The sequence below is a fragment of the Allobosea sp. P1_A7 genome, from assembly GCF_056406775.1.
Genome location: NZ_JBFTZN010000070.1, coordinates 1 through 17,480 on the forward strand (window position 1 = coordinate 1; position 17,480 = coordinate 17,480).

The window sequence follows — 17,480 nt, forward strand, 5'->3', positions numbered from 1 at the left end:
ATCGTCTCACATCGCCAGCGCTGGCCTGGTTTTGCTCCGCCCAAGTGGCCTGGAATCCGGCCGCCGTTGACACCGGGGAGGTGGTCAAACAGCACGAGCCTTCCGGTCGGCGCACAGACTTCCGCAGCCAGGACCCAGTGTGGACCGCCAAGGTGAAGGTGATCGTCTCACATCGCCAGCGCTGGCCTGGTTTTGCTCCGCCCAAGTGGCCTGGAATCCGGCCGCCGTTGACACCGGGGAGGTGGTCAAACAGCACGAGCCTTCCGGTCGGCGCACAGACTTCCGCAGCCAGGACCCAGTGTGGACCGCCAAGGTGAAGGTGGCGAAGTACGGGGCAGAGGGGCACAAGCCGTCCCGCACCCCCGGCAGCGACCGGAAGCAGGCCATCGTGAAATCCCTGTCGATCTACCGGGGTAACCAGCGGCACTCCCACATCGCGGTGACTGACGCCGGGTACGAGGCGGTCCTAAGGCGGGCCTTCGCGCTCCTTGATGCGGTCTACCGCAAGGCCAGCTGACACTGACACCCCACCACCGCATTTCCCCGCGTTCACGCCCGGTCCCCCGCAAGGAGGCCGGGCTTATTTTTGCTTGGAGCACCACCCCATTCCCCCCGAGGAGTTCGGCCCCGCATGGCCGCTGGCGATACTGCTCAGTCTGCCTCCGCCCCTCAACCTGCCGCTCCACCCGCAATCAGCGTCAACGGCATGACCGTGGAGGACTTCGACGCCCTCATGGCGGGCCAGATGCCGGCTCCTCACTTCGGAGACATTGTGCCCGCCGATGGGGAAGCACTGATTCACTCCGATGCCCGCTCCGTCCCCCTCAGCCCTGCGGCGGCTGATATCGCCACGGGCAGTTGCTCAGAAGATGATGGACCAGCTCGGAGGCATCGGAAAGGCCTTCGGGGTGAACCTGGGGGGACAATAGCAAACACGGGGCGGGGATTTGGGCGTAGTGCTCGGGGCTCCGCCCCTCTTTTTGCTCGATGGCTCATCGACGCTTGCTCACGGCGCCGTTGGCCAAAAAGCACGCGACCAGAAACGCCACTAGCTGCGTCAGGCTAGTCACAGACGGGATGGTCTGAAACAGCGCTGTCAGGATAACCGTGCGGCTCATCGCCTGCCTCTCCGCTCGAATCTCGATGCTGAGCATGAGGGTGGCGCGAGGTGGTCAACCGTCGCACCGCACACACTTCATGCGTCATCGCTGCGGGAAGGTTCGCGCCAGATGGTTGTCTTCAAAAACGCCGTTACCGCAGGCCCGAAAGGTTGATTTCGGATGTAACCGCCTACTGGCCCGGATTGTATAAGGCTCCAGCGATTTCCGGCAGGCTGAAGAGCGCGTAGCCCGCCCCGAGCACGAAGCACCCGGCGATGGGGAGAAGGGCTAGTGCTGCGGCGAATTCGATAAGGGAGCGCATCGGGTCAGCCCTCCGAATCAATGCGGGGGAATTTCCCCATCGCCAGCGCCATCGCAGCCACCGTCACGTCCCCGTAGTCGTCTCCCGCAGTTCTCGGCGCGTGCCCTTGGGTGGCATCCACGATGCGGCTATCTATGCCGACCGACCGCGCGACCGTCTTGAAGCGGTGCCGCCAACCATGATTCGGCATCACGCGCAGGTCCTTCACGGTTTCCCGAGCGAATTCCGCGAGGCGATTCTTTAGACCCCGAAGCGGCCCACGGACTTCCCCCTCCTTGCCGATTCGCAGGAAGAGGTGACCACTCGGCGCATCCTTCACGAATTGCACAAACCCCTCATCCACCAGCACTTGGTGGAGCACCACGTCCCGCGCTTCGTCGGTCTTCACGGTGCCGGCCTCGGGCGTGATGTGGATGACCCAATGCCCGGCCTCTTGGCGGAGGTCCTGCTTACGGAGTTGCGCCAGTTCTCCGACACGTGCCCCCGTGTAGGCACAGAGCCACGGGACCCAGCGCTTGGCAGCAGCAGTCTTCGGCGTCTCCTCTTGGTTCCGGTAGGCGCGGGCGGCGCGGAGGAGGGCGGCTGCTTCTTCTTCCGTAAAACCCTTGGATCGCAGCTTCTTGGGCTTGCCGAGCTTGATGGTGATACCGGTGGCCGGGTTGGACGCCATACGCCGATTCGTTACGGCCCACCCAAAGACAGTCTTGAGGCCGGCCAGATCGCTATCCTTCACGGTCTTGGCCGAGATCGGCTTCTTGGTCTTGGGATGTGTGCTGGAGAGGCGGTGGTCTTTGAAACCGACAACATTCTCCGGCGTCAGCCGGGCCGCGTCATCGTGCCCGAGGTAAGCTACGAGCGCCCCCATCGTGTTGCGGTAGCTCTCATAGGTGCTGAGCTTTCGGCCCGTCGCCTTCCTCCTTCCACCAGCTTTCAACCAGACCCTTAAGGGAGACCTTGCCGGTTGCGGTGGGAGTGGGCACGGGGAGGGCGGCCGGCGCCTCTGCCCACTCGGGGAAACGCTGCGCCTTGGCATCCGGGGAATAGTCGCCAGTGGCATTCCTGGCGCGATTCTCGAAGGCATCGCTCAGGGCCAGCACGAAGGCGCCTAACAGCAAAGACCGCGAGTGCGGCTCCACCGCTGCCACGCCCCGCGCCAGTCGCAGGCGATCCACGAGGGGCCCGACGACTGGTTCCAGCTCTGCGGGGTCTGCCACATCATGGAGGGCCTTGAGCTTGGCTACGATGGCATTGAAGCCTGCCGTTTCCTCTGCCGGCTCTACGTATTCCCTGTCCCACCCGGACCGGTCGTGCCTGAGGACAATTGCGGTGGTCCGCTCTTGGGGTCGCTCAGAGGCCCATGCACGGTAAAGCTCTCCAGCCAGAGCGGTAGCTAGCCTGTGGTTTAAGACGAGTGGCTTGGATGCACGGAGGCTCTGCCAGACCGATTCGAGAAAGGCTGCCGCTGTGCCGTGCCGCACCTTTCCAGCGCTGGGGTCTCGGGTCCGCAAGGAGAAGCGGACGGCCTGAGCTTTTGGGCTGATCGTGAGGTGGTGAAACTCACCGCCGCCCATTGGAATCGAGAGCTTAAGGCCACCCGCTCGGGGCAGCACATCGGCGGGAATCCGCTGCGTAAATTGGAGCTGGGAAGAGCCGGACCGCTTCACCGACCGTACAAGCCTGAAGAGCATTGATGCACACCGTTGTTACACGGTCGCATAAGCGCACCACTCTGCGAAGGCCTAAGTCCTTGAGGTTGGTAGTCCTCAAGGAAGAGTGGTGCCCAGGAGAGGACTCGAACCTCCACGCCCTTGCGAGCGCCAGCACCTGAAGCTGGTGCGTCTACCAATTCCGCCACCTGGGCAACGGCGGTTCGTTTACGGGGGCGGATGGAGGCTGTCAACGTCCTAGGCGGCTACTTGGACCACTGAGTTTCCTTACGCGCCAGAAGCCTGCCGCTGTGTCCTTTCTACACCGGTCGGATACCACAGCGTCAATAGGGCTTGAGGGCTCCCGTGGCTCCATGCTTCGCGCTACATCGGAGAAGCCGCATGCATCATCTGTGGCCATCAGGGCTTTACCGGATGCTGAGCCGCTACACGCACCTGAGGCACGAAGCTGTCGCGGAGAAACTGGCGAAGTTCGCTTTGCCCTAATGGATCGATGCGGCGTAGGCGGGGTGCATCGGGGTGGAGGACTAACTGAGAGTGCCGGTGCCCAAAGGAAGCATATCCATGGCGCAGTGCCTTTGAGCCGCGCTATGGTGAAGGCGGAATCGAGTCACCGAACACCTAGCGCTTATCCGATTCCATTATGGCTTGGCCTACACCGGGGGTAAATTGTGTCTGATAAGAAGTATCAGATTTTCGTGTCCTCAACATTTCACGATTTAGCTGATGAACGCCAGGACGCCATTCGAAATATCCTAGACTTGAATCATATTCCGGCTGGCATGGAACTATTTCCGGCCGCCGATTTTGATCAGATTGATTACATTAAGAAGGTTATAGATGAATGTGATTATTATATTCTCATTATTGGTGGGCGATACGGTTCGTTAGATGCCGGTGGAATAAGCTACACCGAACGTGAGTATGATTACGCGGTCGTTTCGGGAAAGACCGTTCTAGCATTTGTTCATAGCGATCTTCAGTCGATTCCGGTTGGGAAGAGCGATGTCAAGCCTGAATTAGTTTCGGCTCTCGCGGAATTTAGAAAGAAGGTAATGACCGGACGGCTTGTGCGCGAATGGTCTACGAGACAGAGCCTTGAGCCCCTTGTATTAAAATCACTCATCCACGCGTTTAATTCTAATCCTCAGGTCGGTTGGATTCGAGCAAACGTTGCTGCAAAGGATTCATTGATTGAACAAGTGAACGCTTTGCTTACTGAGAACGGTACTTTAAAGGATCAACTTTCGAAATTCAAATCGCAAACCTCTATCGATGTGAGCGGAATAGCCGGGCTGGATGATGATGCAATTATCCGGTATGAAACTAGATACGGTCGCGCTGGTGATTATAGACATTCAAACAGGACTGCTGCTATAAAATGGCGATTTCTGTTTTTGTCTATTGCGTCAAAGCTAGATACACCGAAGACTGACGGTATTATATTATTGGCATTCAAAGAAGCTGCCAAAGAAGCAAGCATTGGATATGAACCGTATTCACTAGATGACACCGATAAGGTAAAGATAAAAGTTCAACTTGTGGCTCTAGGACTCATAAAGGCATATGTTTCTCAAACTACACAAGGTGGCTCAGCAGAATTTCTTTCGTTAACCGAAAGGGGCAGAGCCGTATTCATGGAGGGCATGGTCACACGGAAAGCCTGACGATCTGCTCTTCCGAAGTGTGGGCACGCTCGGCCTAGAATTAGTAACAGTACCGGGAGGCTCAAAGGCCCATAGATATCCTCAGGCCCCCCGGTGCTTGCCGTTGCTCAGAAGGTCAGCGTTTGGAGTCCCGCTGCATCGATGAGAGCAAATGCCTCCTCAGCAGACTCAAGAGCCACATGGGCCGTGGTTCCGTTGGTTAGGGCGTAGTGACCCCTCAATAGTTCAATGGCCGCATGTGTGGCCCCTTGGAGAGTTAGCGAGCCACTGGCATGAGAGACATAGATATCAGTGATTGATGTGGTCATAGGCGGCAGTCCTTGAGAGGCCGTACGATCCGGCGAAACATGAGTCGCACGGTCGATTCTTGCCCGCAACCTATAGCTATTCGTATGTATTACGTCGCCATGTGCCAGTCAGTGGGTCCCAGAATTCATTGACACTGCACGGCAAGGCCTAACAACACCACGAGACCTTTAGCCCCTTTTTTGAAGACCCTATATTTCGTTGGGGGATCGAATTGCTCGCTGGAGGGACCCAAAAGGGGACCCTAAGTTCCTCAAGCGGCCTAGCGGAAGCTAGTGGCGGACTGTGGTTAGCCCGAGCCTGGGGTTAGGCACGTGCCTGATTGGGAGCATGGGGCCTTGGGTGGCTCAAGGGCATTGGGACATTAGGCGATAGCCTTCTCCAGCACACGAGACACACCGGCAGAGGTCCATGCGGTCAGTCCCCGCGCCGTGGGGACGCTGCGAGCCGTAAGCTCCCGAGCGATAGCGCCAAGGGACATGATGCCAGAGGCCTTAAGCTCCTCAATGATGGGGAGGATGTGAGAGGCCCTATCCTTGGCCTTGCCGCTTCTGACGGCCACCGAGGCCTTGCGAGCCTCATGGTCGATCACAGCACCACGGTTCCCGCCTAGTTTCGTTCCACGAGCCTTCGCAGCTGCGAGGGCAGCCTTGGTCCGCTGCGAGATCATGGAAGCTTCGTGCTCAGCTACAGCGGCCAGAATGTGGATCGTRAGGCGATTGGCCTGGGGGAAGTCCACAGCGACGAACTCAACGCCGCTCTCCATGAGATTGCTGACGAAGGCGACGTTGCGGGCCAGACGGTCCAGCTTGGCGATGATCAGCTTAGCCCCATAGAGCTTTGCGGCCCTGATGGCCTTTTGAAGCTCGGGACGCCCGTTGTCCTTGCCGCTCTCAACCTCTGTGAACTCAGCAGCCAGCGACCACTGACCTCCATTGAGGTGCTGGCGGACAGCCTCCTTTTGGGCCTCAAGGCCAAGGCCACTCTTGCCCTGCTTGTCTGTGGAAACCCGGTAGTAGGCAACGAAGCGACTATGGGCCATCTGCGTATCTCATCTCTGTCTACGAACGTTGACACAAACGATACRTTACTCGCGAGGGTAAATCAACTTGAATTTCAGCCGAGCCGACGTGTACGATCAAGAAAAGGCTGCGGGGGCAGATGATGAGTCTTCAAGATTCCATTTTTATAGGTTTTGCTATCGTAGTGGTCATTCAGATTTACACCTTGGAGCGATTGAGCGGTAATRCTTCAAAGTCTGACGTAAGACAGATTAAAAGCATGATTGAATCTATATCGCGAGACATATCTAGGTTTGATGACATAATTAGGGAATCGAGTGAGGCAGTAGCTGAGATCAGCGAGAAGCTAGGCACGGCGTCTGACCAAGTAGAAACTGATATCGAAGATAGAGAACTTACGGTTGAATCATTGCATCAGCGATTGGATACCCTTGAGCGGTTGATTCAGGACTTATATGAGAGGGCCGCATAAGCTGTCAGAGCCCAGCAGGAGATGCCGGGCGCTCGACATTTCCCGCCGAAATCCTTTGTATTTCCCAAGGGCTTAGGACCGTTTCGGCCCATTTTGGAACCACTACAGAGATGGCGCAGGCTTCTCAGGGCCCTCTCAAGTGTTCGGAAGCGCACTCAGAGCGCGAATTTCAGGACCGTCGAAAGTTCCGGCGAATCCATAGTGCTCTCAGGGGCTTATGACTCCAGAGGCCTCTCGCTGCCTCACTTAAGAGAGGCTGTCTCGTGGATCGTGCTCCGGGGCGCTCGGGGCGTAGGTGCTTTCATTGGTTCCCCTGTCTTAGGCCTCTGGGCATCGTCAGCTGTCCGGGCTCTCGGAATGTTTCGCTGATTTACCAATAACACCAATCACTTGAGCCCGCTCCGGCGCGATTTTGGTGCCCTATAGAGAGAAGGCGGTCCGAAGCCGCCCAAAGATACCCACGACCTCAAGGGCTCGCGAGCAATCGCGGGCTCTTTTTTGTTTGTCGTGTGGTCCTCGGGAGGAACTGAGCGGAAAGCTCACCCAATAACAAACCCAACGATGGAGAAAGACAATAAGACCATGAATGACACAAATACGGGCCACTCATCGATGGCTGATGATATCAATAGGCTACGACAAGAAGGCGTATCGGATGATGATATTCTTAGTGGTTATCGCACGTACGCCCCTCACAACAGTGGAGATGTTGACCGCCTGCTAAGCGAAGGCGTCAGCGTCAAGCGGCTAGTTGATGGCATATCTACCGCACCACATGAGCTACATTCGCCACCAACGGCTTCCCCGCAGGACAGCGAGGGCGCACTTGAGAAGTCCCGCAAGGCTCTACAATACGGTGCTGCTAACGCTGCTGTAGGCGTTGGTCGCACGGCTCACTGGCTTGGTGAGGCCTCGGGCCTCGATACGGCTAAGACAGCCGGTGAGGCTATCGCTGACTTTGGCAAGTCCATCGTTCCCGAGAACTACAAACCCGCCTCTCAGGGCTTCTATTATCCTCAAGGGAAAGACGCGGGCGCTGGTGGGTTCGGATGGGGCTATCTGCCTCGCACGATCCTTGAGGGCGCTCCTGGCCTTGCGATTGACCTTGGTGCTGGTGCGCTTGCTGGTCCTGCGGGGTTCATGGCTTCGAGTGCCTCACGATCCTTCGGCCCGTCCATGGATGTCCGCGTGGAGAACAATGGGGGCAAGCCTGCCTCTGTCACGGACTATGTCGCGGCTGGGGGCTCTGCGGCTCTCCAGGCGTACATGAACAAGGTTGGAATCAACCCCGCGATCTCGGGAGTGACCAAGGGTGCAGGCCTTGCGGCTATCTCTCAGATACCGGGGCAAGTCGCCAAGGCGGGCGCTGTGGATGCATTGGCCGGCGCTGTGGGCAATCTGGTTGATCAGGTCGGAGTGACGGCAGGCACGGATAAGGGCCTGACCATCGATCCTCATGAGATGCTGGGGGCCGCTGCGTCCTCAGGGGCTATGGGCGCTTCCGTGCGAGGCGTCAGGGGCGCGGGCGATATCACCAATGCCGTCCGATACAGCGATATGGACCCTGTGGTGGCCGGGAGACTGGCAGATAGGTTCAACAGGCTGGGCATCGAGCCTCGCGATCCTGAGGGGGCATTCAAGGCGGTCACGGTCGCTGAGGAAGCCCTGAGCGGAGAAACTGGCCGAGCACGGAAGGACCTTCGTACCATGCTTGGGCGAGAGGAGAGCAGTAGGCATCGAGAGGCGATGGATACCGCTGAGGTGCTGCTCAGCAATGGGGAAACCATTTCGATGGATCGCCTCGGGCAACTGCGGGATGCGTTGGGCTCATCGGCCCTTGGGAAGCGCTACATCGAGAAGCTTGAGGAACGCAGTGCTCTGAATAGCCTGAAGGCCAAGGGGCGCTTTGAGGATGGTTATTTCGCCGGGGGTGTCTCCTCCTCGCCACTCATGGAGGACACAATAAATCCTGCTAGTTGGGCCAGGAACCCCACGAAGAGAGCCATCGGAGGCGCTGCGGCAATCATTGGTCTTGGGAGCGAATTGGAGATGGCGAGGGCACTCGTGGCTCCCGCAGCTCTAGCGAAGGCTATGGCGCTCCAGGGCGGTATCTACGGAGCTGCGCGTACGGTCGATGCCATCACTGGCAGTCGCAACCCTGTTCACGAGTTCACTAGCCGCTTTGGCGCGGACGGTAGTGGGGGTGTTCCCCTTCGGCCTGTTGGGTCTCCGATGTTGGATGAGGCCGCGTTACCCATCCCAGCGAGACTTCCTCCTGAGAGCGCCTTGGCGGCACATGAGGGCGCTACGGGTCTGGAGGCTGTCCAGAGGGTCGCCCAGGAAGCCGTACAGGCCCAACGAGCGCGTCAGGCAGGCAAGGGTAGTTCAGAGGCTTCCGAGGCCGCCAGTGAGGCTATCAAGGATTCTGGAGAGCGCATTGATCCACGGACCATTCGCATAGATCATCGGGGTTACTCTGTGGAGCGCCCCAGAGAAACGATTGTCAGCGTTGATCGGTACACAGCCAAGACAAGGGCTCACATGAACACCAGAGCTAACTTTGGCGATGGTCTCGAATCTATCGCTGGGGATCATGCGGGCGTTGCCCGATCATTGGTCAATAAGCTGAATCTTCAGGCTAGGTCATGGGAGGAAGCTAAGTCCTACGTTGAGGACGCGATCAATGAGCTTCCTTGGGGCCAAAGGTCTCAGGCTTGGGATGTTTACCTCAAGCATGAGGCGGGCCTGAGGGCCACATACAGGGACTAAGAACCACAAGAAATAAGCGAACACATGGGCCTCTTGGAGCAATAGCAATCCAAGTGGCTCTTTTCTTATGAACTCAAACAGGATGACGAACATGATTACTAAGCGCTTCAAGAACCCTCGTGGGATCGATGAGAACACCCCGTTCTATGGCTTCTATGTGCGAGCCAATGGACAGAGCCGGGAACGCCTTAAGCAGGCTCAGAACAAMGCATCACAGGACATGGGAGGGACACCAAGCAATGCAGTGCTTCTTGATGAGCTCTTGAAAGTCTACCTTGGGTGTCATGCGGCCTGAGGTCATATTGAGCTAGGCCACAACGCATCGTGACCCAAGTACAGTTTCAAGCTCTTAGAACTTGGACTGAAGCAAAATAACTCATTGAAACATAATGGCTTTTTGGATCGATCCTTAAAAGGAAGATCTAAAGAATTAGAGGGCCTTAAGGGGCCAATGATAGGGGGTATTTTATTATAACCCCCTCCTTAAGAAGATCATTTCTCATCATTTGATGCTTCCAGACCGCTCTGTGGTCATCACAGCTATCGTTAAGCATTCAAATCGATCCAAATAAGCCATGTTTGGAAGGACTAAACATTGATCACCATAATTGACTCTATCATGGGTTCTGGAAAGACCTCATACATGATCGAGCGCATCAATCATACCCACTCAAAGGCCGTGTCATTGAGCTTCGATAATGAAGATCACTCCATGCCTAAGTTTATCTATGTGGCTCCATTGCTCAGTGAGGTGGATCGTATCACCGACAAGTGCCCTAGACTTGAGTTCCGTAATCCTCAGCCTATCGATGGTCGGAAGCTCTACCATCTTGATAAACTCATAGATCGTGGTGAGAACATTTGCACCACCCACTCGCTCTTTAAGCTTCTCACTCATGAGATGTGCGCGAAGATAAAGGAGCAAGGATACACTCTGGTCATAGATGAGACCTTGGAGTGTGTGGCTCTCTTTGAGGAGCTTTCGGCCTCTGATCGTAGTTTGCTCATCGATAAGGGCATGATCTATGTCGATAAGGAGTCGCGGAAGATTCGATGGAATAACGAAGCTCACAAGAACTACGTGGGTAAATTCGACCACATCAAACGCCTCTGCGACAACGGGAACCTTGTGTTCGTTAGAGACAAGGTTCTGATCTGGGAGTTTCCCTCAGAGTTCATTCGTGCATTTGAGGATGTGATTGTCCTGACATACCTCTTTCGTGGCTCCCCCATGGCTTCCTACTTGCAAGCGGAAGGGCTGGAATACGAACTCAAGACCCTGCGGAACCAAAGGGTAGTGGCTTTTACCGACAGGGAGGAAGAGGCTCGCCTGAAGGAGCACCTGAGGAGCCTTATCACGATCTATGAGGGGCCTTTGAATGACGTTGGAAGGCGTGTTGGGCGAAGCAATCCGTTCTCATCGCAATGGTTCAAGGGCAGAACCGATACACAGCTTGAGAGGCTAAAGGCGAGCACAGAGTATTTCTTCAAGTCTGTGGCCAAGACTGTGTCGGAGGACAATGCCTGGACCACTTATAGCTCTGTAAAGGGAAAGTTGAAGGGCTCTCGATACTCCCGTGGATTCATCCCATGTAACGCCAAGGCTACCAACGACTATAAGGAAAAGAAGTCTCTAGCCTATCTCTGCAACATGTTTCCCCATCCATACGTTAAGGCCTACTTTGAGGATAGGGGTATAGCCATGGACCAAAGCGCCTTTGCTCTCTCTGAGATGCTTCAATGGATATGGCGTTCTCAAATTAGAGATGGCGAGCCAATCACGGTGTTTATCCCCTCAGAGCGCATGAGGAGTCTACTGAAGGATTGGCTGTGGKATAAGCCTGTATCGGCTGAAGAGGCAGAGACGATCACCGCTCTAGCGGCCTGATCAAAGGAAACACAGGAGCCCCTGGGCTTCCCATTGGCGCCGATGTGGAATGCTCAGGGGCTCCATGCAAATTGTAATATTGTTGCGTCAAAAAGTTTAGATCTGAGAGATTGTTGCGTGTGGTCGATTGCTCAACCGTGCGGGACCTTAGGAGCCCTTAAGCTCCCTTGGCTTCCTCATCCATCGCAAGCTGTCTCGGGAACTTCGCGATGGCTAGAGCCATGGCATCCACGGTCACATCACCGTAATCATCACCGGCAGTCCTCGCAGCGTGCCCTTGGATCGCATCGACCACGCGACTATCCATGCCAACTGAGCGGGCCACGGTCTTGAAGCGATGTCGCCATCCGTGGTTCGGCATCACACGAGGGTCCTTCACGGTTTCTCGTGCTGTCTCCGCTAGGCGGTTCTTGAGGCCCTGGAGCGGCCCTAGAACGTCACCGTCCTTCTTGGCAGGCGTGAGGAACAAGTGCCCCGCTTTGCTGCCCTGGGCGAACTCCGGGAAGCCTTTGGCCGCGAGATGCTCATGCATCACAACGTCCCGCGCCTGATCGGTCTTCACTGTCCCGGCCTCGGGGCTGATATGAATCACCCAATGGTTGCCAGCCTTCCGCACATCCTCTTTGCGAAGCTGAGCTAGTTCGCCAACGCGAGCGCCTGTGTAAGCGCACAGCCATGGAATCCACCGCTTGGCCGCGAAGGTCTTTGGCTGCTCATTGCCTTGCCTGAGTGCATCAGCAGCCTTGAGGAGGGCTTGAGCCTCATCATCGGTGAAGCCCTTAGGGCGTGCCATCCTGCGCTTGCCGAGCTTGATCGTGATGCCTTCAGCCGGATTGCTGGTGAGGCGTCGATTGCTCACTGCCCATCCGAATAGGGTCTTGAGGGCCGATAGATCACTATCCTTCACGGTCTTTGCCGAGATGGGCCTGTTGGTCCTCGGGTTAACGGTGGCCAGTCTGTGGTCCTTGAAAGCCACGACATGCTCAGGCGTCACTTGCGTTGCATCGTCGCGTCCTAGGAAGGCGATGAAGCTATTCGTGGTGTTACTGTAGCTCTCATGGGTGCTTGGCTTCCTGCCTACGGCCCGTGCTTCCCCCCACCAGTCCGCAAAGATGCCCGTGAGCGTGACCTTTTCCTTGGGGGGAGAAGGTGAGGGGGCCCCAGGACTCTGGGATGCCCGCTGAGGGCTTTCAGGCCTTTGGGTTGTCCATGGCACCACAAGCGCTCCTTGGGCTTCCTCTGGCTTCACAGCACCATTGCGGACGCATGAGTAGAGGGCTGCAAGTTGGCCCACCGCTGCACTGTTGCGAGCGGCGGCTACAGAGCGCTCATGCGTCCTCAGGGAAAACCTCACGACACGACCAAAGGAGGCGCGAATCATGGGTTCCTCGCCGGATGAATCAGGGGGGAGGGACAGGACCGTGCAGTGGCCCTTCAGGCGGCTCTGAAGGTCACAGGGGACATGCGCACAGAACTGATGAAAGCTACTATCGGAGCGCCTTGTGGGCCTAGGCGTTCTCAAGACCATTCTGCACCGCCCGTTTACACCGGTTGGGCAGCAGGTCACTTATGATGCGGAAGGAAACTTGTGCTCTCTCAAGCGGTTAGGCCGCATATGAGAGCCGAGTGGTGCCCAGGAGAGGACTCGAACCTCCACGCCCTTGCGAGCGCCAGCACCTGAAGCTGGTGCGTCTACCAATTCCGCCACCTGGGCAACGGCGGTTCGTTTACGGGGGCGGATGGAGGCTGTCAACGGGGATATCGAGCCGGCATGCGCCTATCTGTGGAATGTTCGCCTTCACAGCGCAGGTTCGATCCACTAGGACAGCGGCAAGTCCTCGGCGGAGCTTGAGAAATATGGCCACCCAGACCCCGTCCTCGCAGCTGATCACGGTTTTCGGCGGCTCCGGCTTCATCGGCCGCCATGTTGTGCGTGCATTGGTCAAGCGCGGATACCGCGTGCGCGTCGCGGTGCGCCGGCCCGATCTCGCCGGTTTCCTGCAGCCGCTCGGCACCGTCGGGCAGATCATGTCGGTGCAGGCGAATCTGCGCTATCCCGATTCGGTTGCTGCTGCGGTGCGTGGCGCGGATGCGGTGATCAACCTCGTCGGCATTCTCCAGGAAGGCGGCCGGCAGAGCTTCTCGGCCGTTCAGGCCAATGGTGCTCGTGCCGTCGCGCAGGCCTGCGCTGCCCACGGCATCACCCGTCTGGTCCAGGTTTCCGCAATTGGCGCCGCGCGTGAATCACGGTCCGCCTACGACCGCAGCAAGGCAGAAGGCGAGGCTGCCGTTCTGTCGTTGGTTCCCTCGGCCATCGTCCTGCGCCCTTCGATCGTCTTTGGGCCGGAGGATTCCTTCTTCAACCGCTTCGCTTCGCTCGCCCGGATGCTGCCTGTCCTGCCCTTGATCGGCGGCGGTGAGACCAAGTTCCAGCCTGTCTTCGTTGGCGATGTCGCCGAGGCTGCGGCGCGCGCCATCGACGGGACGATCACTGGCGGCCGAATCTACGAACTTGGCGGGMCTGAGGTGAAGAGCTTCAAGGAGCTGCTGACCTATGTTTGCGAGGTGACCGGCCGCAAGCGTGTGTTGGCGTCGCTGCCGTTCCCGCTGGCGCGGCTTCAGGCGCGCATTCTGGAAATCGTCAACACCCTGACGCTCGGCTTGCTGCCGGACGAGCTGATGCTGACGCGTGATCAGGTCACGCTGCTCGAGATCGATAATGTCGTCTCGAAGCAGGCGAAGGCGGAGGGGMGTTGCTTCGAGGGAATCGGAATCACCCCGACCTCGGTCGAGGCCATCGTGCCGTCCTATCTCTGGCGTTTCCGCAAGACGGGCCAGTTCGACACAGCCCGCGTCGGCTAGATCACGCTGCGTTTGGACGAAATCGTCCAAACGCAGAAAACGTGATCGACTCTCATAGTTAGAGCATGCTTGGTGCGAAAACCGTTGCCACTTTTTCGCAGCATGCTCTTGGGCCAGCCTCGCTCAGGGCACCAGCACGATCTTGCCGGCCGAACGCCGGCTTTCCAATGCTTCATGCGCGGCGGCCGCTTGCTCCAGAGGGAAGCTGCCGCCGGAAAGCACGGTGAGCTCGCCACGCTCGGCCAGGCCGAATAGCATGGCGAGGTCGGTTTTGACGTTCTCAGCGGTCAGTAGCGGCAGCAGACTGAAACCGGCAAGCAATTGATTGCTGGAGATGAGCTTCTGCAACTGGGACATGTCCAGTCCAGCATCCCGGGTGTTCAGCGCTCCGAAGAGGACGATCCAGCCGGAGGGAGCGAGCAGCTCCAGACTTGTCACTGCAATCTTTCCGCCCGCTGATTCGTAGATGATGTCGGGCCCCGCGCCGTCGGTCGCGGCCTGGACCTGAACACCCCAATTGGGTTGCGTGTAATCGACGCCCGCATCGGCCCCGAGCTCCCGGGCGAGGGCGAGCTTGTCCTGCGAGCTTGCTGCCGCAATGACACGCGTCGCTCCCGCACGTTTGGCCATCTGCACGAGCAGGCTGCCGACGCCCCCTGCCGCGGCATTGATCAGGACTGTCTTGCCCGCAGGCTGTGCCTGTCGAACGAGATGGTGGGCTGTCAGGCCCTGCACCATCAGGGCCGCGGCTGTCTCAAACGGAAGGCCCTGGGGGAGCGCAACGACGTGAGCCGCATCGGCTGCGACATATTCAGCGTAGCCGCCTGAGAAGATGYCGGCCGCGAAGAGCGGGACGGCRACCCGATCGCCGCGCTGAAAGCCGGAGGCCCCTTCGCCGAGAGTCTCGATCGTGCCGGCGATCTCGACGYCGGGGATCATGGGCAGAACGGGCGTCGCGCCATAGCGATCCTGCCTCTGTAGCGTCTCGAAGAAGTTGACCCCGGCTGCGCGGACGCGGATCAGCACCTCGCCGGGGCGGGGGAGCGGCTTCGCGACGTCGGTGGGTATGAGCATATCGGGGCCGCCGAAGCGGCTGATCTGGATGGCCTTCATGGGCGCCTCGCGACAGTGAATGATCCTGCCGGGCGTTCTGGGCTATGATGCGGTCCAACGACTACACACCGATTTGTCTCTTACAGACCGGAAGGTAACCATGGCCGATCCGATGAAGCGGCTGCCGGTACAGCCGGTCGAGCGCGCGCTGAAGGTGATTGCGGGACGCTGGAAGGCGATCATCCTCTACCAGCTCTTCGATCAGCCGAGGCGTCTCACGGAGTTGAAGAAGCAGATGCCGCGGATCAGCCAGAAGGTCCTGATCCAGCAATTGCGCGAGATGGAAAAGCATGGGCTCGTCCATCGCGAGATCCTTCAGCAAGTGCCGCCGCGCGTCGATTATTCCGTGACCGCACTCGGGCACAGCCTGGAGCCGATCATCCGGTCCCTGTGCGACTGGGGACGCAAGCACGCGGCCGATCTCGATGATCTCGCCAGCCTGTCGGAATGCCCGCTTCCTCCGGCTGAGCGAGCTGCTGCAGCCTGACCTTGCCTTCAATTGGGTGGACCAAGCGGATCCTGGGGAGCTGTTCTGGCCCGATCGGGCCGTCGCCTACAGCATGCTCGGCAGCACGCGGTCTGGCGGCTTGTGACCATCCATGAAGGTCTTGATGTTGACGATGACCTTCTCACCCATATCGGCCCGGCCTTCATGCGTTGCCGAACCCATATGGGGCAGCACGACGATCTTGTGGCTGCGGGCCAGCTTGAGCAGGCGCGGGTTCACGGCGGGCTCGTGCTCGAACACGTCGAGACCGGCGCCGGAAAGTTCTCCCGCTTCCAGCATGCGCGCAAGCGCCGTCTCGTCGACGATTTCGCCGCGCGCCGTGTTCACAAGGATGGCGTCGGGCTTCATCAGCTTCAGACGGCGGGCCGAGAGCAGGTGATAGGTCGCCGGTGTGTGCGGGCAGTTGATCGAGACGATATCCATCCGCGCCAGCATCTGGTCGAGCGAATCCCAGTAGGTCGCGTCGAGTGCCTCCTCGATGCGCGCATCGACGCGCCGGCGGTTGTGATAATGGATCGAGAGGCCGAAGGCCGCGGCCCGCTTCGCCACCGCCTGGCCGATCCGGCCCATGCCGACAATGCCGAGACGCTTGCCGGTGATGCGCCGGCCCAGCATCCAGGTCGGCGACCAGCCGCCCCACTCGTCGTCCGAGATGATGCGGGCGCCCTCCGAAATCCGTCGCGCCACGGCCAGGATGAGGGCGATCGTCATGTCGGCCGTGTCGTCGGTCAATACGCCTGGCGTGTTGGTCACGGTGATGCCGCGCTGCACGGCGCTGGCGACATCGATATTGTCGACGCCATTGCCGAAATTGGCGATCAGGCGCAACTGATCGCCAGCCTGGGCGATGATCCCTGCATCGATCCGGTCGGTCACGGTCGGAACCAGCACATCAGCGGTCTTGACCGCCTCGACCAGCGCAGCCTGGCTCATCGGGGCGTCGTCGATATTCAGACGGGCGTCGAACAGCTCGCGCATGCGCGTTTCGACGACGGCCGGCAGCTTGCGTGTGACCACGACCAGCGGCTTCTTCTTCGTCATTGACGGCTCCTCTCCCCGCAGCCCTGCGACAACGCCGCCGTTCCGCCTCAACCCGCCATTAACCAAGGCGTATCAGGAATGAGAACGACGTGTTCACGCGCTGGTTCGTGTCTAGAAGGCGGCGCGTCGGATGACAACATGACCCTTCGCCGGGTACCCGGACCATGGCGGAGCGCGAACGTGATGCGGAGATGGTGCGGATGAGCGGTCTGATGATGCGGAGCCTGGTTTTGGCGGCGGCAATGCTCGCAAATCTCGGCTCAGGCTCGGCTGTTCTCGCCCAGGACATGACGGCCGGTTCGGTGACCGGGCTGCCGATCCCGCGCTATGTCAGTCTGAAGTCGGACCGGGTCAATCTGCGCGAAGGTCCCTCCAAGGAGCATCGCACGAGCTGGGTGTTCCAGCGTGCCGGTCTGCCCGTCGAGATCACCGCCGAATTCGAGACCTGGCGCCGCGTGCGCGATGCCGACGGCTCGGAGGGCTGGGTGCTGCACAGCCTGCTCTCGGGGCGGCGCACGGCCCTTGTCGCCCCTTGGTCGAAGGTCAAGGACGAGGTCTTCACGCTCCATGCGAACGCCGACGCCGGATCGGCCGTGACCGCCCGTCTGCAGCCGGGCGTGATCGTCAATGTGGTGAACTGCGCCAATTCCTGGTGCCGCGTCGGCGTCGCCAAGATGAACGGCTATATCAAGCAGGAGCGTCTCTGGGGGGTCTACCCGAACGAGAAGGTCGACTGATCCCCG

The 17,480-nt window shown here is 58.8% G+C and carries 13 protein-coding genes and 2 tRNA genes; 7 read left to right on the forward strand and 8 right to left on the reverse strand.

The features are described from left to right. Positions 1-139: 139 nt before the first annotated feature. The gene (locus tag AC1D34_RS14375; RefSeq protein ID WP_476824571.1) at positions 140-517 is read left to right on the forward strand and encodes a hypothetical protein; all 378 of its coding nucleotides are present in this window, start codon (positions 140-142) and stop codon (positions 515-517) included. Positions 518-1,426: 909 nt separating this feature from the next. On the opposite strand, the gene AC1D34_RS14380 is transcribed toward AC1D34_RS14375, so the two are convergent. The 3 genes from AC1D34_RS14380 to AC1D34_RS14390 all read right to left on the reverse strand — a co-directional run bounded on the left by AC1D34_RS14380 (position 1,427) and on the right by AC1D34_RS14390 (position 3,283). Beyond that, on the reverse strand, positions 1,427-2,287 hold the full coding sequence (locus tag AC1D34_RS14380) for a tyrosine-type recombinase/integrase (protein WP_476824572.1): 861 nt from the start codon (positions 2,285-2,287) through the stop codon (positions 1,427-1,429). A 16-nt stretch (positions 2,288-2,303) separates the two neighbouring features. Then, on the reverse strand, positions 2,304-2,537 hold the full coding sequence (locus AC1D34_RS14385; protein ID WP_476824573.1) for a hypothetical protein: 234 nt from the start codon (positions 2,535-2,537) through the stop codon (positions 2,304-2,306). Positions 2,538-3,196: 659 nt separating this feature from the next. After that, a tRNA-Leu gene (locus tag AC1D34_RS14390) sits at positions 3,197-3,283 on the reverse strand. A gap of 477 nt (positions 3,284-3,760) precedes the next feature. On the opposite strand from AC1D34_RS14390, the gene AC1D34_RS14395 reads away from it, so the two are divergent. After that, on the forward strand, positions 3,761-4,756 hold the full coding sequence (locus tag AC1D34_RS14395; protein ID WP_476824574.1) for a DUF4062 domain-containing protein: 996 nt from the start codon (positions 3,761-3,763) through the stop codon (positions 4,754-4,756). 670 nt (positions 4,757-5,426) lie between these two features. Here AC1D34_RS14395 and AC1D34_RS14400 read toward each other — a convergent pair. After that, positions 5,427-6,104 (reverse strand): recombinase family protein, encoded by a 678-nt coding sequence (locus AC1D34_RS14400; protein ID WP_476824575.1) that lies wholly within the window; start codon positions 6,102-6,104, stop codon positions 5,427-5,429. Between the two features lie 1,013 nt (positions 6,105-7,117). On the opposite strand from AC1D34_RS14400, the gene AC1D34_RS14405 reads away from it, so the two are divergent. Both AC1D34_RS14405 and AC1D34_RS14410 read left to right on the forward strand, forming a co-directional pair. Next, the gene (locus AC1D34_RS14405; RefSeq protein WP_476824576.1) at positions 7,118-9,325 is read left to right on the forward strand and encodes a hypothetical protein; all 2,208 of its coding nucleotides are present in this window, start codon (positions 7,118-7,120) and stop codon (positions 9,323-9,325) included. Positions 9,326-9,968: 643 nt separating this feature from the next. After that, a complete protein-coding gene (locus AC1D34_RS14410) occupies positions 9,969-11,213 on the forward strand; it encodes a hypothetical protein (protein WP_476824577.1) in 1,245 nt (414 codons plus the stop codon). A gap of 157 nt (positions 11,214-11,370) precedes the next feature. Here the strand turns inward: AC1D34_RS14410 and AC1D34_RS14415 are convergent, their stop codons facing one another. Then, positions 11,371-12,189: a tyrosine-type recombinase/integrase gene (locus AC1D34_RS14415; RefSeq protein ID WP_476824578.1), complete on the reverse strand. Its 819-nt coding sequence runs from the start codon at positions 12,187-12,189 to the stop codon at positions 11,371-11,373. 651 nt (positions 12,190-12,840) lie between these two features. Next, positions 12,841-12,927: transfer RNA gene (locus tag AC1D34_RS14420), tRNA-Leu, on the reverse strand. A gap of 143 nt (positions 12,928-13,070) precedes the next feature. Here AC1D34_RS14420 and AC1D34_RS14425 point away from each other — a divergent pair. Beyond that, positions 13,071-14,075: a complex I NDUFA9 subunit family protein gene (locus AC1D34_RS14425; RefSeq protein ID WP_476824579.1), complete on the forward strand. Its 1,005-nt coding sequence runs from the start codon at positions 13,071-13,073 to the stop codon at positions 14,073-14,075. Between the two features lie 123 nt (positions 14,076-14,198). Here AC1D34_RS14425 and AC1D34_RS14430 read toward each other — a convergent pair whose 3' ends face one another. Beyond that, on the reverse strand, positions 14,199-15,188 hold the full coding sequence (locus tag AC1D34_RS14430; RefSeq protein WP_476824580.1) for a quinone oxidoreductase family protein: 990 nt from the start codon (positions 15,186-15,188) through the stop codon (positions 14,199-14,201). Between the two features lie 100 nt (positions 15,189-15,288). Between AC1D34_RS14430 and AC1D34_RS14435 the strand changes: the two genes are divergently transcribed. Then, positions 15,289-15,675, forward strand: a complete 387-nt coding sequence (locus tag AC1D34_RS14435) for a winged helix-turn-helix transcriptional regulator (RefSeq protein WP_476824581.1) — start codon at positions 15,289-15,291, stop codon at positions 15,673-15,675. A gap of 66 nt (positions 15,676-15,741) precedes the next feature. Here the strand turns inward: AC1D34_RS14435 and AC1D34_RS14440 are convergent, their stop codons facing one another. Then, positions 15,742-16,737, reverse strand: coding sequence for a 2-hydroxyacid dehydrogenase (locus AC1D34_RS14440; RefSeq protein ID WP_113517994.1), 996 nt, complete (start codon positions 16,735-16,737; stop codon positions 15,742-15,744). Positions 16,738-16,928: 191 nt separating this feature from the next. Here AC1D34_RS14440 and AC1D34_RS14445 point away from each other — a divergent pair, with 191 nt between their 5' ends. Then, complete coding sequence (locus AC1D34_RS14445) at positions 16,929-17,474, forward strand: SH3 domain-containing protein (RefSeq protein WP_441479940.1); 546 nt, start codon at positions 16,929-16,931, stop codon at positions 17,472-17,474. Positions 17,475-17,480: the final 6 nt, after the last annotated feature.